Source organism: Acinetobacter proteolyticus (genome assembly GCF_000367945.1).
In the GTDB taxonomy this organism is placed as follows: domain Bacteria; phylum Pseudomonadota; class Gammaproteobacteria; order Pseudomonadales; family Moraxellaceae; genus Acinetobacter; species Acinetobacter proteolyticus.
This window is the reverse complement of sequence record NZ_KB849179.1, coordinates 1,679,134-1,703,795: the sequence shown is the minus strand read 5'-3', so window position 1 is coordinate 1,703,795 and position 24,662 is coordinate 1,679,134. Positions and strand designations below refer to the sequence as shown.

22 protein-coding genes are annotated in these 24,662 nt (G+C 41.4%); 13 read left to right on the top strand and 9 right to left on the bottom strand.

All coding sequences use genetic code 11. The features are described from left to right. Positions 1 to 31: 31 nt before the first annotated feature. The gene (gene epsC / locus F993_RS08810) at positions 32 to 970 is read right to left on the bottom strand and encodes a serine O-acetyltransferase EpsC (protein WP_004654713.1); all 939 of its coding nucleotides are present in this window, start codon (positions 968 to 970) and stop codon (positions 32 to 34) included. Positions 971 to 1,032: 62 nt separating this feature from the next. Beyond that, positions 1,033 to 1,542, bottom strand: a complete 510-nt coding sequence (locus tag F993_RS08815; protein WP_004654712.1) for a rhodanese-like domain-containing protein — start codon at positions 1,540 to 1,542, stop codon at positions 1,033 to 1,035. 405 nt (positions 1,543 to 1,947) lie between these two features. Between F993_RS08815 and tauA the strand changes: the two genes are divergently transcribed. The 4 genes from tauA to tauD are packed head-to-tail and all read left to right on the top strand — an operon-like array spanning position 1,948 to position 5,529. Continuing rightward, complete coding sequence (gene tauA / locus F993_RS08820) at positions 1,948 to 2,988, top strand: taurine ABC transporter substrate-binding protein (protein ID WP_171066006.1); 1,041 nt, start codon at positions 1,948 to 1,950, stop codon at positions 2,986 to 2,988. A 9-nt stretch (positions 2,989 to 2,997) separates the two neighbouring features. Beyond that, a complete protein-coding gene (locus F993_RS08825; protein WP_004654710.1) occupies positions 2,998 to 3,789 on the top strand; it encodes a taurine ABC transporter ATP-binding protein in 792 nt (263 codons plus the stop codon). Further along, positions 3,786 to 4,667, top strand: a complete 882-nt coding sequence (tauC, locus tag F993_RS08830) for a taurine ABC transporter permease TauC (RefSeq protein WP_004654709.1) — start codon at positions 3,786 to 3,788, stop codon at positions 4,665 to 4,667. Before F993_RS08825 ends, tauC begins: the two co-directional genes overlap by 4 nt. Before the next feature lie 16 nt (positions 4,668 to 4,683). After that, complete coding sequence (gene tauD / locus F993_RS08835) at positions 4,684 to 5,529, top strand: taurine dioxygenase (RefSeq protein ID WP_004654708.1); 846 nt, start codon at positions 4,684 to 4,686, stop codon at positions 5,527 to 5,529. Positions 5,530 to 5,847: 318 nt separating this feature from the next. Here the strand turns inward: tauD and F993_RS08840 are convergent, their stop codons facing one another. After that, positions 5,848 to 6,948: an AraC family transcriptional regulator gene (locus tag F993_RS08840; RefSeq protein WP_004654707.1), complete on the bottom strand. Its 1,101-nt coding sequence runs from the start codon at positions 6,946 to 6,948 to the stop codon at positions 5,848 to 5,850. A 62-nt stretch (positions 6,949 to 7,010) separates the two neighbouring features. On the opposite strand from F993_RS08840, the gene F993_RS08845 reads away from it, so the two are divergent. Genes F993_RS08845 through F993_RS08855 form a run of 3 tightly spaced genes read left to right on the top strand, consistent with a single transcriptional unit; the run spans position 7,011 to position 11,261 of the window. Further along, the gene (locus tag F993_RS08845; protein WP_004654706.1) at positions 7,011 to 8,744 is read left to right on the top strand and encodes a neutral/alkaline non-lysosomal ceramidase N-terminal domain-containing protein; all 1,734 of its coding nucleotides are present in this window, start codon (positions 7,011 to 7,013) and stop codon (positions 8,742 to 8,744) included. Positions 8,745 to 8,755: 11 nt separating this feature from the next. Beyond that, positions 8,756 to 10,042 carry a D-arabinono-1,4-lactone oxidase gene (locus F993_RS08850; RefSeq protein ID WP_004654705.1) on the top strand — a complete coding sequence of 429 codons (1,287 nt, stop codon included), beginning with the start codon at positions 8,756 to 8,758 and terminating at the stop codon, positions 10,040 to 10,042. Positions 10,043 to 10,097: 55 nt separating this feature from the next. Continuing rightward, the gene (locus tag F993_RS08855) at positions 10,098 to 11,261 is read left to right on the top strand and encodes an alanine racemase (RefSeq protein WP_004654704.1); all 1,164 of its coding nucleotides are present in this window, start codon (positions 10,098 to 10,100) and stop codon (positions 11,259 to 11,261) included. A gap of 53 nt (positions 11,262 to 11,314) precedes the next feature. Here the strand turns inward: F993_RS08855 and F993_RS08860 are convergent, their stop codons facing one another. The 3 genes from F993_RS08860 to F993_RS08870 all read right to left on the bottom strand — a co-directional run bounded on the left by F993_RS08860 (position 11,315) and on the right by F993_RS08870 (position 13,774). After that, positions 11,315 to 11,683, bottom strand: a complete 369-nt coding sequence (locus tag F993_RS08860) for a hypothetical protein (protein ID WP_004654703.1) — start codon at positions 11,681 to 11,683, stop codon at positions 11,315 to 11,317. 145 nt (positions 11,684 to 11,828) lie between these two features. Further along, the gene (locus tag F993_RS08865) at positions 11,829 to 13,070 is read right to left on the bottom strand and encodes an OmpP1/FadL family transporter (RefSeq protein WP_004654702.1); all 1,242 of its coding nucleotides are present in this window, start codon (positions 13,068 to 13,070) and stop codon (positions 11,829 to 11,831) included. A 263-nt stretch (positions 13,071 to 13,333) separates the two neighbouring features. After that, entirely contained in the window at positions 13,334 to 13,774 is a 441-nt protein-coding gene (locus F993_RS08870; protein ID WP_004654701.1) for a universal stress protein, read from the bottom strand. A gap of 248 nt (positions 13,775 to 14,022) precedes the next feature. On the opposite strand from F993_RS08870, the gene F993_RS08875 reads away from it, so the two are divergent. Beyond that, entirely contained in the window at positions 14,023 to 14,313 is a 291-nt protein-coding gene (locus F993_RS08875) for a hypothetical protein (RefSeq protein WP_004654700.1), read from the top strand. A gap of 107 nt (positions 14,314 to 14,420) precedes the next feature. Then, the gene (locus F993_RS08880) at positions 14,421 to 14,912 is read left to right on the top strand and encodes a DUF2505 family protein (RefSeq protein WP_004654699.1); all 492 of its coding nucleotides are present in this window, start codon (positions 14,421 to 14,423) and stop codon (positions 14,910 to 14,912) included. A gap of 44 nt (positions 14,913 to 14,956) precedes the next feature. Here F993_RS08880 and F993_RS08885 read toward each other — a convergent pair whose 3' ends face one another. Beyond that, a complete protein-coding gene (locus F993_RS08885) occupies positions 14,957 to 15,160 on the bottom strand; it encodes a hypothetical protein (protein ID WP_032812489.1) in 204 nt (67 codons plus the stop codon). A 132-nt stretch (positions 15,161 to 15,292) separates the two neighbouring features. Between F993_RS08885 and def the strand changes: the two genes are divergently transcribed. The 3 genes from def to F993_RS08900 all read left to right on the top strand — a co-directional run bounded on the left by def (position 15,293) and on the right by F993_RS08900 (position 17,790). Continuing rightward, positions 15,293 to 15,775 (top strand): peptide deformylase, encoded by a 483-nt coding sequence (def, locus tag F993_RS08890; protein ID WP_004654697.1) that lies wholly within the window; start codon positions 15,293 to 15,295, stop codon positions 15,773 to 15,775. Between the two features lie 116 nt (positions 15,776 to 15,891). Further along, entirely contained in the window at positions 15,892 to 17,169 is a 1,278-nt protein-coding gene (locus F993_RS08895; RefSeq protein WP_004654696.1) for a glutaminase, read from the top strand. A 150-nt stretch (positions 17,170 to 17,319) separates the two neighbouring features. Beyond that, positions 17,320 to 17,790, top strand: coding sequence for a hypothetical protein (locus F993_RS08900; RefSeq protein ID WP_004654695.1), 471 nt, complete (start codon positions 17,320 to 17,322; stop codon positions 17,788 to 17,790). Positions 17,791 to 17,881: 91 nt separating this feature from the next. Here F993_RS08900 and F993_RS08905 read toward each other — a convergent pair whose 3' ends face one another. After that, a complete protein-coding gene (locus tag F993_RS08905) occupies positions 17,882 to 18,454 on the bottom strand; it encodes a hypothetical protein (protein ID WP_004654694.1) in 573 nt (190 codons plus the stop codon). Between the two features lie 205 nt (positions 18,455 to 18,659). After that, the gene (gene metH / locus F993_RS08910) at positions 18,660 to 22,346 is read right to left on the bottom strand and encodes a methionine synthase (protein WP_004654692.1); all 3,687 of its coding nucleotides are present in this window, start codon (positions 22,344 to 22,346) and stop codon (positions 18,660 to 18,662) included. A 438-nt stretch (positions 22,347 to 22,784) separates the two neighbouring features. Between metH and F993_RS08915 the strand changes: the two genes are divergently transcribed. Next, positions 22,785 to 24,416 carry an inorganic phosphate transporter gene (locus F993_RS08915; protein ID WP_004654690.1) on the top strand — a complete coding sequence of 544 codons (1,632 nt, stop codon included), beginning with the start codon at positions 22,785 to 22,787 and terminating at the stop codon, positions 24,414 to 24,416. Positions 24,417 to 24,662 lie beyond the last annotated feature (246 nt).

Sequence of the window (24,662 nt, the reverse complement as noted above, 5' to 3'; positions counted from 1 at the left end):
TTTTATTTACGTCGTTAAATACTTCATTAAATTAAACTTTACTATTGTGTAATGATTCACTTGGTGACTGTAAAATTTGACTGCCTGCTGCAACACTATGGGTGAGCCAGACATTGCCGCCAATAATGGAGCCTTTACCAATGGTGATACAGCCTAAAATGGTTGCACCTGCATAAATCACCACATGGTCTTCCACAATGGGATGACGAGCGTAATCTTTTTTCAGTGCCCCATCTTCATTCAGCTCGAACCGTTTTGCACCGAGCGTCACTGCCTGATAGATACGGACATATTCACCAATCACTGACGTTTCACCAATCACTACACCTGTGCCGTGATCGATAAAGAAGCCTTTCCCAATTTGCGCACCTGGATGAATATCAATACCCGTTGCAGAATGGGCCAATTCAGAAATAATCCGTGAGAGCAACGGTACACTGTGATAAAGCTGATGTGCCACGCGATGATGAATAATCGCTAAAATACCTGGATAGCAGAGCAGGACTTCATCAACGCTATGCGCTGCGGGATCACCTTCATATGCTGCACAGACATCTGCATCCAATACTCGGCGAATGTCAGGCAAGGTATTGGCAAAGTCCTGTACGATGGTCTGTGCCAAAGCGACTTGCTGTTCATACAGTAGACGTTCATTGCTTGAAACAGGAATCGGTTTGACTCGACTTTTGGCTTCGTAATTTAAAGCCAACTTGACCTGTGAAAATAGTTCATTCAAGACACGGTCAAGCGTGTAGGCAATATAGTAATCCTCAGTTTCTTGGCGTAGATCGCTCGGCCCGAGTCGCATTGGAAATAAGATTCCACACAGATCATCTAAAATTGACTTCAGCGCATCCTTAGATGGGAGTTCACGTCCACCAAACTCTTTGATGCGATGTTGACGCTCCCGCCATTCATGTCGTGCTTGTTGTAGGCCTTCGACGACAGGCTGTATTTTCCATTGGCTCACACGAGTTCCTTGCAAAACGAGATCTTAAATAAATCGTAAAATAATTGCTTAAAAAAGCAGCATTAGTCTTGTAACCAAGGTAACTGATGTGTACGCCAGCCATTGCTTTGATTACGTTGTTGTTGCTCGTTTAAGTCACCTTCAAAACCTTCCAGCACGTTATAAACCTGAGCAAAACCCGCACTAAATGCTGCCGTTGCCGCTAAAGCAGAGCGTTTACCACTACGGCAGAGCAGCAGAATGGTTTTATCTTTGCCAACTTTGCTATCCAGTTCTTTCAGAAAGCGTGGGTTTCGGTTAAATGATGTGCCAGTTGCCCAAGCGACGTGGATACTTTCAGGGACATAGCCAACAAATTTACGTTCTTCATTGGTACGGACATCGACCAATACCGCATGGCCTTGTTCAACTAAATACCAAGCTTCAGTAGGAGGGACGCTGCCAGTGAAATCGAGTTCATTTTCTTCAGCGTAATGTTGCGCACGTACTAAGATATCTTGTGGATTTTTAGATAAACCGTGAATCGTAGATGTCGATTCTGCTATATCAGTAGAATCAAATTGAGCATTCATTTTTATAACCTTTCATACATCAGCGGGATGATGTTTTTATCTTAGGGCTGTTTTTATATTCAGGAAAATAAGCAAAATTTATTTATATATCTATTTTTGATAAATAATAGGTTTTTATTAACTTATTAGGAATATAGTTTGAAACTGTATTTTAAAATGAATGTGCTTATTTGATTTAAAGATGAAATTATCAGGATTAAATATTTTACTTTTCAATTAATCAAAGGGATAAATATTTAAAAGGCTTGGTTGGGAAATTAAATGCAACAACACTAAAAGTAAATCAATTGAATATAAAAACAGCAAAAATTGCCTAAGTCTTATTCTTATCTCATAAAAGAATAAGCAACTCACTTTTTCTTATTTTTAATCATAAAGCATGCCGCATACCATAAGCCTATATTGTTGAAAGATCATCTAATTATGGGCATCAAGAACGCTAAGCCGCTAATTGTTACAGCGATCGTCCTTGTGGCGATTGTTGCTTTTATTATCTATCAAAATCAAAAAGATGCTGCACCAGCTCAGTCTAAAAACAACAAGGCAGTGGTGATTGCCTATCAGACTGGTGTGGATCCAACCAAGGTTGCACAAGCCAATGGTGATTATGAACGTGATAGTAATCAAGCAATTCAATGGCGTAAATTTGATGCAGGTTCAGATGTGGTCAATGCATTGGCTTCGGGTGATGTGGTGATCGGCAATATCGGTTCTAGCCCTCTAGCTGCTGCTGCAAGTCGTGATTTACCGATTGAAGTCTTTCTAGTGACAGCTAAATTAGGCGGTTCAGAGGCATTGGTGGTGAGTAACAAATCAGGTATTCAAAATCCGCAAGATTTGATTGGCAAAACCATTGCCGTACCATTCGTTTCAACCACGCATTACAGCTTATTGTCAGCGCTCAAGCATTGGAATATTGCGGATAATCAAGTCAAGATTATTAACTTACGTCCACCAGAAATCACAGCAGCTTGGGAACGTGGTGATATCGATGCAACTTATGTTTGGGAACCTGCATTAAGTAAAGTCAAAGCCAGTGGTCATGTCTTAACCGATTCGAAACAAGTCGGCGAGTGGGGCGCACCAACCTATGATTTATGGGTAGTTCGTAAAGATTTCGCTGAAAAAAATCCAGAGTTCTTAAAAGCATTCGTAAAAACCAGCTTGAAACAAGTTGAAGCGTATCAGCAAGATCCGAAAGCATTTGAACAAAATGCGGACAATATCCAGAAAATTGCTCAGCTGACAGGCTCTGATGTGAAAGATATTCCTTTACTGTTGTCAGGCAATATTTATCTGAATGGTCAGCAACAACACGCGACTTTAGCGGGTGAGTTCGCCAAAAATATTTTCGATACCGCAACCTTCCTCAAAAGCCAAGGCAAGGTGGATCAAGTCAAACCTGATTATCAAGCGAATGTCACCACCCAATTCTTACAGCCATAGGAGATCTAAATGAGCGTATTAGCTGCCGAGCATCTTCATTTAACTTTTCCAAAACAGACAGTGCCTGTATTACAAGATATCAATCTGAAGATTGAAGAAGGCACTTTGACTGTGATTTTGGGTGAGTCTGGTTGTGGTAAAACAACATTACTGAATATTTTGGCGGGTTTTCAAAAGCCAAGTTCGGGGCAGATTACACTGGATCATGAAGTGGTGACTGCGCCAGATGCACGCCGTGCGGTGGTATTTCAGGATCATGCGCTATTACCTTGGTTAAATGTCTCTGAAAATATCGGTTTTGCTTTGCAGCTCAAAGGTTTAAAAGCGCAAGAAATTCAACAGCAAGTCGATGCAATTCTTAAAATTGTCGGCTTGAGTCATGTGGCTAAAGCCAATATTTGGGAATTGTCAGGTGGTATGAAACAACGGGTTGGGATCGCACGTGCTTTGATCAGCCATGCTGCATTCATTTTATTGGATGAGCCTTTTGCTGCACTTGATGCTTTTACTCGTGAAACCATGCAGCAGTTGGTGCTGGACTTATGGATTGAACAAAATAAATCGTTCTTCCTGATTACCCATGACATTGAAGAAGCACTATTGCTGAGTAATCAATTGGTGTTGATGACAGCTCGCCCAGGAAAAATCGTCGAAACTTTAAAGCTGGATTTTGCAGCGCGTTATAAGCAAGGTGAATCGATTCGTGTGATTAAGTCTGATCCGAAATTTATCCAATTACGCGAGCAATTGTTTGAACGTCTGCGTGTGCAGAAACAAGCAGGGCATGAGGTGGCTGTATGACAGGGCAAGCAAAAAATACAGCTTATGAAGTGAGTAAGGCCGAGGAACTGCAATCGACGAATCAAGCACAATCTGGTTCGATTTTGAATACATTAGGTGCATTGATTGCTCGCCATCGTAGTTTAGCGCTCAGCCTTTCCAGTGTCTTGACTGTATTGGTGATCTGGTATTTGATCACGGCATTAAAAATTGTCCCAAGTCTATTTTTGCCGAGCCCTCAAGCAGTATGGCAGAAGTTCCTTGAAGTCAGTCAGCAAGGTTTTATGAAAGCCACCTTATGGCAGCATTTGGCAGCAAGTATTTCCCGTGTCTTATTCGCCTTAGTTGCCGCGATTGCGATTGGTGTGCCTTTAGGTTTGTGGATGGGGCTGAATAAATGGGTGCGTGCAGTGCTTGATCCATTGGTTGAGTTATTGCGTCCGATTCCACCTTTGGCTTATTTGCCACTATTGGTGATCTGGTTCGGGATTGGTGAAACCACCAAAGTCCTTTTGATTTTCTTTTCGATCCTTGCACCTGTGATTATCAGTAGTACCCATGGTGTACTCAGCCATCAGCTCAATCGTGAACGTGCGGCTTTATCTTTAGGAGCAAGCCAATCACAAGTGTTTTGGCATGTGATTCTGCCGACAGCCTTACCGCATATTTTAACGGGTATTCGTATTGGTTTAGGTGTGGGCTGGTCAACTTTGGTGGCGTCGGAATTAGTTGCAGCAGATCGTGGCATTGGTTTTATGGTGCAGTCGGCGGCACAATTCCTGATTACCGATACCGTGGTTCTCGGCATTATTGTCATTGCGATTGTCGCCATTAGTTTTGAATTGTTTTTGCGTTGGTTACAGAAGCAATTATCTCCTTGGTATGGCCAACAGTTATAAGTGTGAGTAGTAGAAGATGACCTTAAATATTGAAGTTATTAAACCAACAATCGGTGCAATTATTCACGATGTTGACTTAAACACGGCTGATGAAAATACCACTCAACAAATTCAACAGGCTTTGCTGGATCATCATGTGATCTTCTTCCGCAATCAGCAGCTTGCACCTCAGGCACAAGCCGAGCTTGCGCGTGGTTTTGGTTCTTTGCATATTCATCCGATCTATCCATCGGTAGACAATGTACCTGAAATCATTGTGCTCGATAGCTGGAAACAGGATTTGCGTGACAATGAGCTTTGGCACACTGATGTGACTTTCAGTCAGAAACCGCCATTGGGTTGTGTATTGCAAGCGATTAAGATTCCACCTGTCGGTGGTGATACCCTTTGGTCGAGTGGGGCAGCGGCATTTGCTGCCTTGGATCAAGGCTTGCAGCAAAAGTTAAAAGGTTTAACCGCAACACATGACATTCGTCAGTCTTTCCCGATTGAGCGTTTCGCGCATAATGATGTTGAGCGTAAAAAACTGGAAGAAACCTTTAAGCGCAATCCACCTGTTGTTCATCCTGTGGTGAGAACGCATCCGGTAACGGGTCAACCGATTTTGTTTGTGAGTGAAGGTTTTACTACGCGTATTAATGAGCTGGATGAAACTGAAAGCGCTGAATTGCTACAGTATTTATTTGCGCATGCCACCAATGAGCAGTTCCATTTGCGTTGGCAGTGGCAGGCCGGTGATGTAGCGATTTGGGACAATCGTTGTACGCAGCATAAGGCTTTATTTGATTATGGTGATGCGCATCGAATTATGCATCGTGCCACGATTAATGGTGATGTACCGTTTTATCAAGCGGCAAGTTAAGGCTTTATTTAGATTTGAAAGCTTGGGTAAATCCTGAGCTTTTTTATTTTACGGTTCGATAGTTTCTGTGGAATCTTACTGAGATATTACCTTATTTCGGAATTTGCCTTGGCTTCCTCTCTTACTTTTCAGGGATGAAAAGTAACAAAAATCCTTTGTTTGGCTGATGATACTTCCTTGTATCACAGCCAAACTGGCGGCATCCATGCCGCCGAGCGCGGTAGTGAATTTTTGCGAGAATTTAAAATTACAAGAAAAAGCATTTACGGTCCGGTTTTATCTGCATCTGTGCTTGGAAATTTCTAGACCGTTTGATTCCTAGGCATTAAGTAAAATGATCTCTTGTTTATAAACCGAAGGTGCTTGCCCAGTCCAACGTTTAAAGGCACGTCGGAATTCACGTAATTCGCTAAAGCCTAGTTGCAGGCTAATCTCACTCATGGATAGGTTCTGTTCAATAAGTTGCTTGGCCTTGCGTTCCAGTACATTTTGACGGATTTGTTGAAAACTTAAGCCCTCTGATAATAATTGCCGCCTTAAATGGCGTTCGCTGATGTGTAGTTGTTCGGCAGCGTGTTGCATCTCAAAGCGTTCAGGTAAGTGCTGTTCAATCAAATGATCGAGTAAATGTACATAGCCGACTTGATTGAGCTGGTCGATTTCTTTTAAGGACTGTTCACAGATTTGGATAGCAGTTGCGTAGTTGGCAGGGCTATAATTTTTTAAGCTGCGTTGTAACAGGCTGCTGCTAAAGTGCATGATATTTTTATCACGGTTAAACTGGATCGGGCAGCCAAAAAGTTCGCTATATTGTTGTTGATATTCGCTTGGTAGATAGCTGAGCTCAAGACTGATCACATCATCATGATCGCCCAACATGGCGTTTAAACAGGTGATGATGCTGCTGAATAATTCATCATAGAAAAAGGCTTTGAGTTCATTGCAGGGATAAGGTTCGGTGACTTCCAATTCACAAAGATCAGCGTGGATAGAAAAGTCGATATTCAAGACACTGCCAGAAATCCGATGGTAGCGCAGTGCAATGTCTAAAGCATCTGCAACCGTTTTACACGATTGCATGGCAAAGCCCAAAATCCCCATCGAAATCAGACCTTCGCTACTGCCAAGCTTTAAGCCTAGGTTAGGTTGTTGATAGGTGGTCATGGCTTGACGAACAACATCACAGAGTTGGCTAAAACGAACCACACCTTGGGTTTGCTGTATTTGTGCAGTGTCTAAACCTGAATTCTCAAACCATGCAGCATAATCCCACTGTTGCTGCTCTGCATAATGGATCAGGCTCGCCAGAATGGTGGGTGGAATAAATTGCTGTTGTTCATTTTTATCGCCGCTACGTATAGGCATAAGTCCGTTTTGCCCCCCAAAGAAAAGTGTCTTTAACCCTGTTGGGTATCGCATAATTTTGATTAACTTTCAACATGCTTTAACACAGTTAGAAAAAGAATTGAAAGGAAATCGTGATGTATCAGGTGGGTTGGGACAAGCAGCAAATCAAAATCACACCGAAAGGCTATGCCATGTTTGGTTATGGGCAATGGTCACATCGGGCCTATGAACAGCGCACAGCTTTATTTGCACGTAGCGTGAGTATTGTCGATCAACAACATAACCGATTAGTCATCTGTTGTCTGGACGTAGGCTGTATTACCCATGCCATACGTAGTCAAACAGTAGCGCGACTCACACAAATTCTAGATTCACAATTTGATGAAAATCAATTGGTCCTCATGGCAACCCATACCCACTCTGGGCCTGGTGGTTGTGGTTATGAAGCTTTGTATAATATGCCAACCCCTGGTTTTGTGCCTGAACATTTAAAGGCGATTGTTGAGGCGATTGTACTGAGTATTCAAAATGCGATTGCGTCTGAACAAGACACCGAGATTTTCTTGGGGGTTCAACATTTTCCAGAACAGACACCTGTCGCATGGAATCGTTCAATCAAAGCCTATAATCGTAATCCAGAGGTTCTGCCACGTACCGAAGCTGAAACGCATTTAGCCTTGAACCGAGAAATGCAGTTGATCGGTTTCTATCGTGAGCAAAAACTACAGTCCTTTATTTCCTTATTTGGGGTACATGCAACCTGTTTGGGAAATTCTTTAAACGCCTATGATGGTGATAATAAAGGCTATGCAGCCGCATTCTCTGAGCAGGCTTTAACTGAGCAAGGGATTCAAAATCCAGTCACGATTTTTGCTCAAGCAACTGCAGGGGACGTATCACCGCATTTTCATGGCAAAGATCAGCTGAAGATTCGCAATAAGATTAAAGGCGAGCAGGAATATCAATACGCGCAACAAAATGGACGCTATCAAAGTGAACTGGCTTTGACGGCTTTACAGTCAAATATTCCTAAAAAATTACATAAAGTCGAAGGCAAGATCGATGCAGTTTTGTCCTATGTTGATCTGAGTAATATTGAGATTCCAGATGAGTTCGCAGCTGGGCAAAAGCATGCCAAGACCAGTCAGCCTTGTCATGGCACCGCATTTTTTGCAGGCACGCCTGTCGATGGTTTAGGTGCACCCAAACCCTTAATTATGGGGATGCAATTTTTAGCGGATCAATTTCGCAAACAAAAAAACAAGCACCCAAAAGCAGCTGATTTTGCAGACTATCAGCAGTTGTATGCCTCTCAAGGGCCGAAACAGATTTTACTGGAAGCGGGTGCTAAAAAGATTTTAGGCCAACCGATTGGTTTTCCACCGAGTTTTCTTGATCCGTTGATTGCAGAAATGAACCGACAAGTGAAAGCTGGGGCGATTCAGCAGAGTCCTTTAGTCCCGAGTGTGGTTCCCTTACAAATTGTGCGATTAGGTCAATTGGCTTTGATTTGCTGTCCAGGAGAATTTACTTCCATCGCAGGACAGCGTGTGGTTGATACGGTTAAACAGACGCTTGCCGCACAAGCTTCGATTGAAAGCGTTTGGTTAGCATCGTACTGCAATGATTATATGGGTTATGTCACCACCTATGAAGAATATCAAGTACAGGCGTATGAAGGTGGGCATACCTTATTCGGTCAATGGACATTGGCAGCCTGTCAGAGCAAATTCAAAGGCTTAGCAGAACAATTGTTATTAGAGAAAAATAAACGTCATTACGATGAAATGACACGACCACAGCCGATTCCAGAAAACGAACTCGCAAAACGCACTAATCATGGCAATTTAAAAACGGCCGTTAGCTAAGGAGAGGCAGTATGAGTGATTTAACACAAGGCATCTGGTCGAACTGGTCTGGCTTTCAACAATCCAAACCGCAACAGGTTTTACAGCCTGCTAATATTCAAGAACTACAGGCTATGGTTCAAGCGCAGCAAAAAATACGGGTGGTGGGTGCAGGGCATTCCTTTACGCCGTTGGTGTGTACTGATGCCACCTTATTGTCTTTGGATCATATTGCAGGAATTGCATCGACTGATCTTGATCGATGTCAGAGCAGTATTTATGCAGGCACACGTTTATATGACCTAGATCAACATTTACAACAGCAATCGATTAATCAGGCGTTGATGAATCAAGGCGATATTGATCAGCAAAGTTTGGCGGGTGCTGTCTCTACGGGCACACATGGGACAGGAGCAGATTTGCATTGTATTTCGGCCTATGTTGACGCTTTTGAGTTGTTGACGGCTTCGGGTGAAATCCTAAAATGCAGCCGCACAGAACATCCTGAAATCTTTGCCGCAGGGCGAGTTTCTTTGGGTAGTTTAGGCATCTTGACTCAGATCACCATGCAGAATCGCCCGCGCTATAAACTCAAAGAACACATTGAACTTTGTCCAGTCGAAGACATGATGCAGCATATTCAGCAATGGAAACATCAGCATCGACATATTGAGTGCTTTGTGTTTTCCCATGAAAAGCAGTTGATGCTGAAAACCTTGGATGAGACCGATGAAGCGGTTTTGCCGCGTAAGGAAAATTTTCCATCGGATGATATTTTACTGACCTTATGCTCTGAACTGACCAAAAACTTTCCTTCGTTGAATCCTTATTTACAGAAGCTGTTAGGTATCTTTGTCAAACCAACCACCTATGTTGATTGGTCAAGTAAGATATTTCCAACGCCGCGTAATACCAAATTCAATGAAATGGAATATCAGATTGCTGTGGATCGTGGAGTTGAATGTTTGGATGAAGTGTTGCATGCCTTAAGAAAGTATAAAGTTGCCACCTTTTTTCCGCTCGAATTTCGCTTTGTGAAGGGGGATGATATTTGGCTCAGTCCGTTTTATCAGCAGGATTCCATTTCGATCTCGGTGCATCAATACCATAAACAAGATCCACGTTTGATTTTTGATGTGGTTGAGCCCATTTTGCAGAAATATCGAGGGCGTCCGCATTGGGGTAAAATGCATCATATGACCAGCACACAGCTTCGGGCTTTATATCCAAAGTGGGATGATTTTATGGTTTTACGTCAGCAGCTTGACCCAGAAGCTAAGTTTTTAAATCCCTATCTGGAAAAGCTGTTTTTAGGTTAGTTTTAACTTGGGTTCGACTTAAATGTTTATTTAATTTATTGAGAAAGGTATAGCCATGTTGGATCATTATTTTAAACAACTCAATCTCGACCTAAAAAAGCAGGGGATTGCGACTCCGCAACTGATCATCGATGAAGCAGCGTTAACACAAAATATTCAACATGTTCAGATTCGTCTTGCTCATGCCAAACATTTAAAAGCACGCTTGGTGGTGAAATCATTAGCAAGCCTAGACCTACTTAAGTTGTTATCTGAACAGATCAATACGCAACGCTTTATGGTATTTCATCAACCGCATATTGTTTCGATCCTAGAAAATTTTGCCGAAGCGGATATTCTGTTGGGTAAGCCGATGCCTGCCCAAGCAGTACGTCATTTTTTTGATCAGTATGCAGAATGGTCGAATGCCAAAATTCAGTGGCTGATTGATGCCAAGCAACGCTTGCAACAATATCTGGAGATTGCCCAGACCTATTCGCTCTGTCTAAAGGTGAATATTGAGATTGATGTGGGTTTACACCGTGGTGGAGTACAATCAACACAACAGCTGACCGAAATCTTAAAGCTGATTCAGCAATATCCACAGTATTTAAAACTCTCTGGTTTGATGGGCTATGATGCACATGTCACCAAAATTCCAGCCATCATTAAAAAACCTGAACTGGCTTATCAAAGCTCGCAACAGACTTATGCTCATTATCAACAGTTAATTCAAAAACAGTTCCCAACGCTGTGGCATGATGCGCTGTGTTTTAATGGTGGCGGCAGCCCAACCTTTAGCTTTCATACCACTGAAAGTGTCTGCAACGATTTGTCTTTTGGTTCAATGCTCTTAAAACCAAGTGATTTTGACAGTGATTTTTTAAGAGCCTTACAACCTGCGTTATGGATTGCTGCGCCTGTATTAAAAATATTGCCATTTACTCAACTGCCATCTATGTCCTTATTGGATAAATTGCCACATAAATGTAAGGCCCTATTTATTTATGGTGGCTATTGGTTGGCTGATTATGTCTATCCTGAACAGGCGCATACCCATATTTTATATGGGCGTAGCAGTAATCAAGAGTTGGTCAACGTACCGAAGGATTGTGATATTCAGGTCGATGATTTTGTATTTTTAAGACCAACCCAGAGTGAAGCGATTATTCCTCAATTCTCCAAGTTGAAGCTGTATCACGCACATGCTTTTGAGACATGGCAAACGTTTAGTGAATAACGGTATTGCGATTACCAATATTCGAGCTAAAAGCTTGCCGTGTATAGCGAGCCTTAAAATAAATCGGCCAAATGACAGCTTTTCGCTTCAGTCAGATTTTCAATGGAATCAACCAATAGAATGTTGATATCTTTTTCGTTTTTATACGCTGCGATGACTTCTGCATAAATTGGCTGTTTTAGTTTTGTCGCTTTGGATAGAAAACCTGATACGGCCTTTTGCTTAGACCAATCTGCATCTTTCAACACATATTCATTCTGCGCAATATCGCAGCGCGTTAAAATGGCTTTGTTATCCTGAATGGTTAGGGTGCCAATAAAAATATCCATGCTTTCTTTGGGATCAGGTGAATTGGCAAAAGTAGTAAAAGGAAAAACGAAGCTAGATATAAATATTGAAAAGACAAGAGCGATTTTTTTCATTGGATTTTTCCTAGAGATGACATTCATTATTAAAATAATGCTTTGAGATTCTAAGCTAATCCGCTGATTGAATGCCAGAAAAGAGCCAAGTAGGAGCAAGACTAGAGGTAGATCTGTTCCTACTTAGCATGATGAGTTTTTGTGACTAAAAACGGTAGCCCATTTTCAAACCATAAGCGATTGCACTGTTATCTTTAAAATCGGCCTGTTCAGCAATGGGTTTAATTCCTGCTACAGGAATGTAATAGGTGCCGTCTTCGGCAATCACATCACCTAACCAGAAGTATTTAACGCCAGCGGCAATAAAGTAGTTCGGGGCAGGATTAAACTGAGCACCTAGACCAATCCCCCAAGACCCTTTGGTCGGATTCAATGTGGATGCAGGGTCGCCTGTACCAGAGTCCCAACTGACTTCAGTCGATGCACTCCATTTTTCAGTGAACTGATGTCCAAGTCCGACATTGACCGTCCATTGATCTTTTTGATAGCTGTCTAAATCAAAACCACCTGTATAGGTTCCTTCGCTGATTACGCCAGTGAGATACTCCGTCACTGCGCCAAATTGCGTCGGTCGAATATGAAAATCTTTCCAGTTGACCCAACGTAGATTGGTATAGAGCAATGTGTCTTTGTACACACCTGTTTGAAAATCAACATTCACCGATTGTGGTGTCGAAATTTTGGTTTTACTTGGGGTAGTCACTTCCAAAGGTTGACCAAACATGGTCTCAGTTACCTGCATATCGTGGTCGATCTTGGAGCGATAGGTCAGCGCAGCTTTCAAGGCAATATCTGGGATTTGATAACTCAGACCTGCCAGCCAACCGACTGCATGATCCTGTTTAAATTTTGCATCATAGCCATTAAAGGCTTCACTATATGAATTACCACGTAGCGCAACATCACCTTTGACCGATTGATAGACAGCACCGCCATAGAGTTGAAAATTGCTAAAAGGACTGACACCCAAAATCATGCTAATGCTTTCAGTATCAACATTGACCGATGTGCCTTGCTGGGTAAATTCATTGTCCGAGAAGGTGTTATTCGATTGCATCGGGTAGCTAATATCAGCACCAAAAGGCTGATCATAGAGCAGACCAAAGCTGATTCGATCAGTCAGTTGAAGTTTGAGCGCGGCACTATAATATTGAAAGCTATTGCCCATATTGCCTGAGTTCAGGTTCTGTGGATCATTGACCAGTTCAGGACGATTACGGATTTTCCCCGAAATATCAGCATCAACGGCTGTGGCATTGACTTCAACATAGTTACCATTTTCCAGAAAAGGGAGAATGGATTGTCCTGATTGGTCCAGTGCTGCTGCGTGATTCAATGTACTGATACATATCCCACAGAGGCCAATCACCATTGGATTGAGTTTCATATTGATCATCCTTGTAAAACCGTGTCTTATTCTTAAACATGCTGTTTTTATTGACGGTCATTTTTTCTGGCGATAGTAAGCTGATTCGACTCACTATTTTGACTTGAAAATAAATGTCCAATTGCTAGTGAAGCATCTTTTCAAATCATGGAACAGGGTTATAAATGATCAATATGGGGGGCGAATCGGTCATCTCTGCAACTTTGAGACAATAAAAAAAACCTTGTATCGAGACACAAGGTTTTTTTAATTAAAGCAAACTGTTATTGCTTCACAATCAGCACAGGAATGTGTGATTCGGTTAAAACGGCACGCGCCACACTACCGAGCAATAAACGTTTTACACCTGTACGGCCATGCGAACCCATAATAATCAGATCAGCGCCAACTTCATCTGCGACAAAGATAATGCCTTCACTGGCTGAGCCATGATGAATTTTGGTATTCACCTGAATACCATCACGGACAAAGGATTGAGAAATGTCTTGTAGTTGTGTTTTGGCTTGTGCTTCGGCTTGCATAAAGTAATCGGTCACCGCAGGGGCAACTTGATAAAAATCCACACCGACAAATGGGTCAACCGCAACCACACTCAGAATGGTGACTTGTGCCCCAGAGAGTTTTGCTAAAGAAAGCGCATGTTCGACTGCGGCATAGGAAATTGGAGAGTCATCAACAGGAACTAAAATATTTTGATAAGACATATTTACTCCTTATAGTTTATCGTTGTAAAAAATAGAAAACATAATAAGGTGATAACATATTGAGTCTGGGCTAGCAAATCAGCACGGCCTAAAAATATATGATAAAACTGAAAATAATGTAGAAAAACAGCGTATTCCGCAGCAAAATAGAGACATAAGAAAATCACTGTATTTTTGTAAGTCAGTTAAAGATTAGGTGGAAAGTTAACCATGCAATTCAAGCACAATTTAAATCAGAAGGACGCTTTGTGTTACTCAGTTTAGAGGCATTTAAACAACAAAAATTTGACCAGATGGCAGCTAAAATTATGGCTGATCCAGCGCTTTATCTGGATTTTGATTCGGTTTCAGACTTTTATAAAGCGGCATGGTTAGATGAATTCCCGCAAGGCACCACATGGTCAGCCACAGGTTTGGATGATGGTGCAGAGCAGTTTTATGCAGTGATTGAATATGGGGATCATTATCTGTATATCAGCCGTATGGAACGGGTTACGGTCAAATTAGGCATACGGCATCATTACAATAGGAATAACTAATCCATGCAGTCATCCTTTTTTGTCTGATCAGATTTAGAGATGTAAATGAGAATGCTATACTTTTGCGCAATGATGACATCCTAATAAAACGAAATGGACATTTAAAAATGGCACATCAATTTACGGTTAATGAAACAATTCATGGTGTTTCAATTGAGGACTTTTCAAGACTGGTGGCGGATACTTCATTGCATGAAGCAGTGTGTAAACGCATTCCGGGTGAGAACTTGGAAATTATTGAATCGAATATTCAGGGTGATATTTATACACTACGCCGTGAATATAATCTGGATGTCAATATTCCAGAGGTGGCGAAAAAATTATTAAAAAATGCGTTCCGTTTAAAACGTGCTGATATTACCCATTTGAAAAACTTAACTTCGACAGTTGAATTGGGTGCAAATCTTCCTTTGGAAGCGAAGGGTGAGCGCAGTGTGACTGGTGACAGTGAGAAGGTGAATATCTCTTTAACATGGACAGTGAAAGTCAAAGTGCCTTTGATTGGTGGCATGTTAGAGAAGCATGCAGAAGGTGAAATTCGTAAATTCAGCACGCTTGAAATCGAGATTGTAGCTGATGAATTAAAGAAACACCTTTAATTTTCGTAGAAAAGAAAGCTCTCCATTTGGGGAGTTTTTTTGTTTTAGAATCGCAGGAAATAGGGGAGGATGGAAAGAACCACGCCAATGATACTGATCATGGCTGTGCTATCAATAAAATAGGTAAAGAGCATCAAGACCAAACCACAGACCAAAGGCACGGTCATTTTCTGCTTTTTGCCATACATAAAATAGCCTAAGCCAATCGAGCTAAAGATGACACCAAGAAACAGTTGGGTTGCATTCATGTGCTTTGCCATGCGTTATTTTTATCGCGAATATATTATGACAAGATTCTTAAATGAAAATTATGGTAACTCGATAAAATATCCAATACGATAATATTCACTATTTGGTCAAAACAATTATAAGGGCGTGGGATGAGTGTAATTCTACCTGTAGCACAACGCGGTGAAGAAGTTTTAAAAATTAAAGCGGCAACGGTCGCGAACGGGGAATTTAACAGTGAGTGGTTATTGCAATTGGCTTCCGCTATGCATGCGACCATGTTGGAGCGGAATGGGGTTGGGATTGCCGCACCACAAGTCTATATTTCTAAACGCTTAATTATTGTGGCATCTCGTCCGAATCCCCGTTATCCCGATGCACCAGAAATGGATGCGGTGGTGATGGTTAATCCTGAGATTTTGGCATTTTCTCAAGAATCTTGTTTGGGCGAGGAAGGTTGTTTAAGTGTGCCAGATGAGCGTGGGCAGGTTGAACGGGCGCAAGCAATCAAAGTACGTTATTACACTTTACAAGGTGAAGTGGTTGAAACCGCTTTTGAGGGTTTCCCTGCACGGATTGTTCAGCATGAAGTGGATCATTTGGATGGGATATTATTTGTTGAGCGTCTCAGTTAGTTGTGTTGGTAAGCTTATAAAATCATTACAAAAGCTATCATTTTAATATGATCCATCCTCTGTACTATAGGATCTGATCTAAATTAAAACTTGAAACATTTAAAGGCTAGATGACCATGAAAACTCCACTTCCTGATTATTTGGCACATGTGATTGATGCCTGTGATATCGACAACAGTGGGCATCTCGCCGATTATATTCCAGAGTTAGCCAATGCCAATCCAGATCGTTTGGCGCTGGCTTTGTCGACTGTCGATGGTGAAATCTATTCCGTTGGCGATGATGAGGTTGAATTCACCATTCAATCGATGTCTAAACCGTTTACTTATGCTTATGTGCTGCAACAGCTTGGCATTGACGCCGTATTAGAAAAAGTCGGGGTTGAACCTTCGGGCGAAGCCTTTAATGAAATTTCACTCGGTAAAGATCGCCGTCCTAAAAATCCGATGATTAATTCGGGTGCAATCACCACGCATTCATTGATTCCAAGCAAAGAAGACTTATCAGGCGCAGAAATTTTACGTCGATTTATGAGTGAGCTGGCTGGACGTGAACTGCAATTTGATAATGCGGTGTATGAATCTGAGGTGAAAACAGCCTATCGCAATCTCTCGATTGGTTATATGTTGCGAACCGTGGGGATCTTGGAAACTGATCCTGTCGATATTGTGAATGATTATATTCGTCAATGTGCGATCTTGGTGACGGTCAAAGATTTAGTACGGATGGGCAGTGTTTTTGCCAATGGCGGGGTTGATCCTAAAACGGGTAAACGCTTATTGAATCGTGCTGTGGTACGCCAAGTCCTGAGCGTGATGATGAGCTGTGGTATGTATGATGCCGCGGGGGATTGGCTGACGACAGTCGGTATTCCTGCCAAAAGTGGTGTTGCAGGTGGAATCTTGGGCGTGTTGCCAGGGCAGGTCAGTATTGCTGCCTTTTCACCTCGGCTTGATGAACATGGCAATAGTGTACGTGGCATCGATATCATGGAACGACTCTCCCGTGATATGGGGTTGCATTTAATGGAAGGCACACCTTCCGCACAAACCATTGTACAGAGCCATTACCGAACGGGAAAAGATGCTTCTTTAAGTGTGTATGTACTTCGCGGTGTATTGAAATTTACTGAAGCAGAAATGTTGTTAAGGACTTTACAGTGTGAGCCTGTTGATAAAAGTTCAATTGTGATTGATTTAACTCAGATTTCATTGATTCATGATGTCGGAAAACGGATGTTTTTGGAAGGCATTGATCGTTTGATTGATGATGGTCATAGCTTGCTTCTGGTTGATCCTGAGCAGCGTTTGGATCATGCGCGAACGCATAAAGATCGGATCTTGCATGTTTATCAGAATCTTGAGGATTTGATTGAGAAGCATAAAGAGCTTTAGGAGTAGAGAGCCTATATTGAAATGATATAGGTTCTAAAGAGAGTTTATGTATTGTGCTCAATATACTCGGATGGATTTTATTTTATGGGGAGAGAATTTAATTTAAATTGTATTTATAATGAGCCTATTAGTTTTTGAAGAATATCTAAAATGAAAAATAAAATATTGGGTTTTGTATTGATGTTTATGGCTTCACAGTCATTGTTTGCAGCTCCATTTGTGCAGCCTGTTATTCAGGGTAAAACTTACAATAATTGGGAAGTACCAATACGCTCATTAGCTAAGCCGAAAAGCATCATTAAAGGAAAACCAGATGAGTGTAATGGTGGTTATTTCCCTGATGAATATGATTATGGCAGTTTTAAACTTTTAGACACAGGCGTCATTAAAGAGGTTTATTTAAGTCAGAACAATGCGCTAGTGTTTCATGGACAAAAAATTCGTGGTGGGATAGATCAAAAGACTTTTATGCAACAATTTAAAAAATATGAATTGTGGATGGATGCTGAAAACAAGAATGTTGTTTATAGTGGGCTTGCCGAAAGTGGAAATGATTCAATAGAGTTCTTCTTTAAGAATGGAAAACTTTTAAAATATAAATTGTTCTTTGATGATTGTTAGTTTTGATAAGAGTAAGTATAAAAATAAACCAGTCGCTGAAATGTAGCAGTTTAGCCAATTTAAAATGTATTTTAGGGGCTGGAAAAGTAAGTTAGAGAGAGTTAAATTTTCTTAAAATAAATTGATAAATATGGCCCCAAAAGATCATAAAAAGCCCTCCAAAACTCAACAATAAGAAGACAGCTATAGCTACATAGGAGACATTGCTTTTAGCTTCATATAATTTCATGAGCTGGTGGTCTGCCAATGTATGTTGAAATTGCTTTTTATTTACAGCGTTGACCCAAGTCATATGTTTGATCATAAATCTATCGTTTATTTTTATAATATCTGCCGTTTTGATTTGATAGTTGAAAACCTGGTCTTGATCATGGGTGCAGATAGTTTCCAAATAATTTGAACAGTCAAAAAGATAAATTCTTTTTTGATTTTCAGTGATAAATATCGTATCTAACTTATTAAATTTTTTAATGCTGAATTCATAATTCATGTGTTTATCTGTTTCCAGATGCTGATACGGTGTTACTTTAATTATCTTCTTTGGTGTGAGAAGTTCATAAACACTTAAAGCTAATATAAGAAGAAGGAATGCTGTAAAGATTAAAGCGATGATTGTTGCTAAATTCCTTTTCTTTTTTTCATTTAATCTAAAACCTATAGTCATTTGAAATTTGATGCTGGTCAATTCTATTTATATTAAATTTTACTACAACTTTTTGAAATCTAGAAATTAAGCATTGATAGGATTAATTTCAAAAAGTAGTTTTATTAGCGAGCAAGATCTATGTAGAAACTGATGTCTTTGATACACAATCTTTACTTTTGGATCATATAAAAATCCCCTCAATTGAGGGGATTCTTTTGGTCACTTAAGCAATCGAATCATCTAAATTCGGCGCTAACCAACGCTTTGCTTCATCTAGTGTCCAGCCTTTACGCTTTGCATAATCCTCAAGCTGATCTTGAGAAATTTTGCCCACATTAAAGTATTCACTTTCAGGATGCGAATAATAGAAACCACTAACAGAAGAAGGCGGCATCATGGCAAAGTGTTCAGTCAACTTGGTACCGATCTTCGCTTCCGAACCTAACCAGTCAAATAACACCGCTTTTTCTGAATGCTCTGGGCAAGCAGGGTAACCCGGTGCAGGACGAATACCGACATACTTCTCTTTGATCAATTCTTCATTGCCCAAAGTCTCATCGGCTTTATAGCCCCAGAACTCTTTACGGATACGCTCATGCAAATGCTCAGCAAAAGCTTCGGCAAAACGGTCGGCCAAAGACTGAACCAAGATTGCTGAGTAATCATCACCTTTGGCTTTATATTCATTTGCCAACTCTTCCGCACCAAAGATCGATACGGTGAAACCACCGAGATAATCAGTCTTGTCTTTAGAAGTGCTAATAAAGTCCGCGAGAGATAAATTCGGTTTGCCTGTCACTTTGTCAGATTGCTGACGAATATGCTCAAAGGTATGGGTAACATTTTGACCAGATTCATCAAACACGCTCACTGTATCCGCACCTGTACGTTGTGCAGGGTATAAACCAAATACAGCACGCGCATCAAAACGATGATTCTCGATAATGTCTTTCAGCATCGCTTGTGCTTGGTTATACAAATCAGTGGCCGCTTCACCGACCACTTCATCTGTCAGGATTTTCGGGAATTTACCCGCCAAGCTCCAAGAGATAAAGAATGGTGTCCAGTCAAAATATTCAACCAGTGTTGCCAATGGATAGTTGGTAATGACTTGCGTACCTAAAGTATTTGGAATTGGTGGTACATAGTTGTCATCCACTTTGAAACCATTTTCAATCGATTCGGCATAGCTGAGTTTGGCTGCTTTCGGTTGTTTATTGGCTAAGCGTTCACGAATCTTGGCATACTCAGCACGATGCTCGGCAATAAAATTGCCACGCATTTCAGGAGAAAGTAGGGTCGTTGCCACACCAACTGCACGCGAGGCATCGGCAACATAAATCACTGCATCGTTTTGATACTGCGGATCAATCTTCACCGCAGTATGTGCTTTCGATGTGGTTGCGCCACCAATTAATAATGGAATGTTAAAGCCTTTGCGTTGCATTTCTTTGGCAACAAACACCATTTCATCTAAAGACGGGGTGATTAAACCCGACAAACCGATGATGTCACATTTCTCATCAATCGCAGTTTGCAGGATTTTTTCTGCTGGTACCATCACGCCAAGGTCAACGATGTCATAACCATTACAACCCAAGACCACGCCCACGATATTTTTACCAATATCGTGTACGTCACCTTTTACGGTTGCCATTAACACTTTACCTTTAGACTGGCTACCTGTTTTTTCAGCTTCAATGTATGGGTTCAGCCAAGCGACAGCTTGTTTCATTACACGCGCAGATTTCACCACTTGCGGCAGGAACATTTTACCTGAACCGAACAGATCACCGACCACGTTCATGCCATCCATCAATGCGCCTTCAATCACATCGAGTGGACGTTTAGCTTTTAAACGGGCTTCTTCAGTATCTTCGTCAATATACGTGGTGATGCCTTTAACCAGCGCATATTCAAGACGCTTTTCTACTGATTCATTGCGCCATTCAAGGTTTTCAGCTTCACGTTGAGCCCCACTATGACCACGAAATTTTTCTGCGACTTCAAGCAATTTCTCTGTGGCGTTTTGGCCCGATTCACCTTGATTTTGATTCAGAACAACATCTTCAACTGCATCTTTTAATTCTTTTGGAATATCATCGTAAATCGCCATTTGACCTGCATTCACGATACCCATAGTCATGCCTTGTTTGATGGCATGGTACAGGAATACCGAGTGAATTGCTTCACGCACAGGTTCATTACCACGGAAAGAGAACGAAACGTTCGATACACCGCCTGAAATCATGGCATGTGGCAAGTTCTGTTTGATCCAGCCCGTAGCTTCAATAAAGTCGACGCCATAGTTGTTGTGTTCTTCGATTCCTGTTGCCACGGCAAACACGTTCGGGTCAAAAATAATATCTTCAGCAGGGAAGCCCACGTCATTGACTAACACATCATAAGAGCGTTTACAGATTTCACGTTTACGTGCAGCGGTATCAGCCTGACCTGTTTCATCAAAGGCCATCACAATAATCGCAGCACCGTACTGACGGCATAAGCGGGCTTTTTCGACAAACTCGTCATAACCTTCTTTTAAGGAAATCGAGTTAACAACAGGTTTACCTTGCACACATTTTAAGCCTGCTTCAATGATTTCCCATTTCGATGAGTCAATCATGATCGGCACACGAGAGATATCTGGCTCAGATGCAACTAGATTGAGGAAATGCACCATCGCATTTTGCGAATCGAGCATGCCTTCATCCATGTTGATGTCGATGATCTGTGCACCAGCTTCAACTTGTTGCTGAGCTACTTCCAAAGCTTCGGCAAACTTTTCTTCACGGATTAAGCGCAGGAACTTTTTTGAACCCGTGACGTTGGTACGTTCACCGACGTTAACGAACAAAGAGTTTTCATCAATATTAAATGGTTCTAAACCACTTAAACGGCAAGCAGGAATGGTTTCAGGCACTTGGCGTGGTTGAATATCTTTGACTGCATTATAGATGGCGCGAATATGATCTGGTGTGGTACCACAGCAACCACCGGTAATATTAATTAAACCACTTTCAGCAAATTCTTTGATGAATGCTGCGGTTTGTTCAGGTGTTTCATCATATTCACCGAAGGCATTAGGCAAACCAGCGTTTGGATGTGCAGAGACAAAAGTATCAGCAACATCAGCAATGGTTTTGATGTGTGGACGCATCGCATCTGCACCCAAGGCACAGTTAAAACCAATTGAGAGTAAATCACCGTGACGTACTGAGTTCCAGAACGCTTCTGCGGTTTGGCCGGTTAAGGTACGGCCGGATGCATCAGTAATGGTGCCTGAAATCATCAACGGCAGTTCATGACCAATTTGCTTGAATACTTCTTTGACTGCGAAGATCGCAGCCTTACAGTTTAAGGTATCGAACACAGTTTCGATCAGAAGGATGTCTGCTCCACCTTCGATCAGGGCATGAGCAGCTTCAATATAGTTTTCTTTTAATTCATCAAATGTAATATTACGGAAGGCTGGGTCGTTAACATTTGGTGAAATCGAACAGGTACGTGATGTTGGGCCGAGGACACCTGCAACAAAACGTGGTTTCTCTGGGGTTGAGTATTTTTCACATGCTGCTTTGGCTAAGCGTGCCGCTTCACGGTTAATCTCTGGGACCAGATCTTCCATATGGTAATCCGACATGGAAACACGGGTGCCGTTAAAGCTGTTGGTTTCAATAATGTCCGCACCTGCATCCAAGTAGGCTTCATGGATACCTTGAATAATCTGTGGCTGTGTGAGAACCAATAAATCGTTATTGCCTTTCAGGTCTGATGCCCAATCTGCAAAACGTTCACCACGATAATCTTCTTCTTCTAGTTTATGGCGTTGAATCATGGTTCCCATTGCGCCATCAATAATCAGGATGCGTTGGGCAAGAAGTGATTGTAGGGTGGTAAGCGTGGACATTCAGAAACCCCAGTCGATGATGAAGATAAAAAGCAGGGGCATTGTAACAGAAGCTAGGTCAAAGCGCGTATTTTCAGCAAGCCTGAACAGTGATTCATCGGGTCACTTAGAAAATGTCATAAAATGTTCATGAAGTTGTCACAATTGAATTGAATAATGCTTAAAAAGAAAACATCCAGTTCGAAATATGACAGTTTAATGTCATATTTCGTAGCGTTTGTTGCAAAATCAGACAAACAGTTCTATCGCTGTTTTTGTTTTTGTAATGCATTGTTTTTTATTAATTAAAGTAAATATTGGGATGAATTTATCGCAAGAAAATACAAAAAAATGTGATGAAAACATGAAATTTTGGCTTTATGTGACAGTCCTTTGTCATATAATTGTCATAATTTAATTAAACAATACAGGGGATTTTATTATCCTCTAACCGTCTACATGAATTCTAATCTTCCTCCTGTTTCGGATTCACCGCTTGCCAGTTCTCAGGCAAAATCGACGAATGTACATGTACCAACACCGAAATTTTTTATGCCGGTGTTCTTAACAGTTATTGTTGCTACACTGATTTATATTGGTTTTCAGCTCAGCGCTGACTTGGCACATGTACCGCCTTTAAGTTTATATTCAGTTATTCTTTTATCGACGGCACTTTTCATTGCTTTAGGCTTTGAATTTGTAAATGGTTTTCACGATACGGCAAATGCTGTAGCGACGGTTATTTATACCAATGCATTACCTGCTCCAGCAGCGGTGATGTGGGCTGGTTTCTGTAACTTCCTTGGAGTTATGGTGGCAAGTGGCGCAGTAGCGTACGGTATTATTGCATTGCTCCCAGTAGAAATGATCATGAATGTCGGCAGTGGTGCTGGCTTTGCGATGGTTTTTGCACTCTTGATCGCGGCAATTCTATGGAATTTAGGGACGTGGTTTTTGGGGATACCTGCATCAAGTTCACATACCTTAATCGGTTCGATTTTGGGGGTGGGCATCATGAACCATATTTTGAATGCTTCAGCTGGTGCGACCAGTAGTGGTATTGATATAGATCAGGTGATTAAGGTCGGTAAGGCTTTATTGTTCTCACCATTGATTGGTTTTGCCTTTGCCGCAATCCTATTCTTATTGGTGAAGAAAGTCTTTAAACGCCAAATGGAGCTGTTTCAGCCACCAGAAGGTAATAAACCACCACCACCACTGATTCGTGCAATCTTGATTTTTACCTGTACAGGTGTGAGTTTTGCGCACGGTTCAAACGATGGTCAAAAAGGCATGGGCCTGATCATGTTGATCTTGATCGGTTTGGTTCCATTGGCTTATTCATTGAATAAAAACTTGGATGCTCAGCATTTACAGTCTTTTGAACAACTTTCTTCACAAACAGCGACGGTTTTAAATGTTAATCAAAACGAGCTGACAGATGAAAAAGCGCGTGATGTATTAACCAAGTATATCCAAACCAAAGAACAGACTGCTGAAGTTGTACCTGCACTTGCAAGTATGACAGCTCATTTAGGTACACGTGTTGCAGGTTATGGCGATCTTAAAGCGATTCCTGAAGCTGCTGTCAGTGAAATTCGTAATGACATGTATTTAAGCACTACGACCTTTAAACGCTTAGATAAAGCAGAAGCTTTACCAGAAATGGATAATGATCAAGCGAAAGTTGTTAAAGAATACCGTAGTAGCTTGGATTCATTCCTTCAATATATTCCGAACTGGGTGAAAGTTGCCGTTGCATTGGCACTTGGTCTTGGTACGATGGTGGGTTGGAAGCGTATTGTAGTGACTGTTGGTGAGCGTATTGGTAAGAACCATATGACTTATGGTCAGGGGATGTCTGCTGAACTTGTGGCGATGAGTACCATTGCAGCAGCAGATGGCTTAGGTATGCCAGTATCAACCACACACGTGTTAAACAGTGCGGTTGCAGGTACCATGGTTGCGAATCGATCTGGTTTGAATTTCGCAACAGTGAAAACCATTCTTTCGGCGTGGATTTTTACCTTACCAGCAACGATTGCTTTATCTGGCGGTTTATACTGGTTGTTCTTACAGTTCGTTTCATAATGTTGAATCTTTAAGTTTAAGACAAAATTTAAAAGCTTTGCTTCGGCAAAGCTTTTTTTATGCCTATTACTTTCGCTTTTCTTCAAGATTGTCTGATTTTAGCTATGAATTGTCCTTTTAACGTGGGTCAGCATACTCCTGTCAATTTATGATGCGCTGAATGGCTGAATGGCTGAATGGCTGAATGGCTGAATGGCTGAATGGCTGAATGGCTGAATGGCTGAATGGCTGAATGGCTGAATGGCT

Bases quoted from the DNA above. Each gene is read 5' to 3' on its own strand.
- F993_RS08865 (WP_004654702.1), bottom strand. From the start codon at position 13,070: ATGAAACTCAATCCAATGGTGATTGGCCTCTGTGGGATATGTATCAGT.
- metH (WP_004654692.1), bottom strand. From the start codon at position 22,346: ATGTCCACGCTTACCACCCTACAATCACTTCTTGCCCAACGCATCCTG.
- tauC (WP_004654709.1), top strand. From the start codon at position 3,786: ATGACAGGGCAAGCAAAAAATACAGCTTATGAAGTGAGTAAGGCCGAG.
- F993_RS08850 (WP_004654705.1), top strand. From the start codon at position 8,756: ATGAGTGATTTAACACAAGGCATCTGGTCGAACTGGTCTGGCTTTCAA.
- F993_RS08895 (WP_004654696.1), top strand. From the start codon at position 15,892: ATGAAAACTCCACTTCCTGATTATTTGGCACATGTGATTGATGCCTGT.
- F993_RS08880 (WP_004654699.1), top strand. From the start codon at position 14,421: ATGGCACATCAATTTACGGTTAATGAAACAATTCATGGTGTTTCAATT.
- F993_RS08860 (WP_004654703.1), bottom strand. From the start codon at position 11,683: ATGAAAAAAATCGCTCTTGTCTTTTCAATATTTATATCTAGCTTCGTT.
- F993_RS08915 (WP_004654690.1), top strand. From the start codon at position 22,785: ATGAATTCTAATCTTCCTCCTGTTTCGGATTCACCGCTTGCCAGTTCT.
- F993_RS08900 (WP_004654695.1), top strand. From the start codon at position 17,320: ATGAAAAATAAAATATTGGGTTTTGTATTGATGTTTATGGCTTCACAG.
- F993_RS08870 (WP_004654701.1), bottom strand. From the start codon at position 13,774: ATGTCTTATCAAAATATTTTAGTTCCTGTTGATGACTCTCCAATTTCC.
- F993_RS08855 (WP_004654704.1), top strand. From the start codon at position 10,098: ATGTTGGATCATTATTTTAAACAACTCAATCTCGACCTAAAAAAGCAG.
- tauD (WP_004654708.1), top strand. From the start codon at position 4,684: ATGACCTTAAATATTGAAGTTATTAAACCAACAATCGGTGCAATTATT.
- F993_RS08845 (WP_004654706.1), top strand. From the start codon at position 7,011: ATGTATCAGGTGGGTTGGGACAAGCAGCAAATCAAAATCACACCGAAA.
- F993_RS08815 (WP_004654712.1), bottom strand. From the start codon at position 1,542: ATGAATGCTCAATTTGATTCTACTGATATAGCAGAATCGACATCTACG.
- F993_RS08885 (WP_032812489.1), bottom strand. From the start codon at position 15,160: ATGAATGCAACCCAACTGTTTCTTGGTGTCATCTTTAGCTCGATTGGC.
- F993_RS08905 (WP_004654694.1), bottom strand. From the start codon at position 18,454: ATGACTATAGGTTTTAGATTAAATGAAAAAAAGAAAAGGAATTTAGCA.
- F993_RS08840 (WP_004654707.1), bottom strand. From the start codon at position 6,948: ATGCGATACCCAACAGGGTTAAAGACACTTTTCTTTGGGGGGCAAAAC.
- F993_RS08825 (WP_004654710.1), top strand. From the start codon at position 2,998: ATGAGCGTATTAGCTGCCGAGCATCTTCATTTAACTTTTCCAAAACAG.
- def (WP_004654697.1), top strand. From the start codon at position 15,293: ATGAGTGTAATTCTACCTGTAGCACAACGCGGTGAAGAAGTTTTAAAA.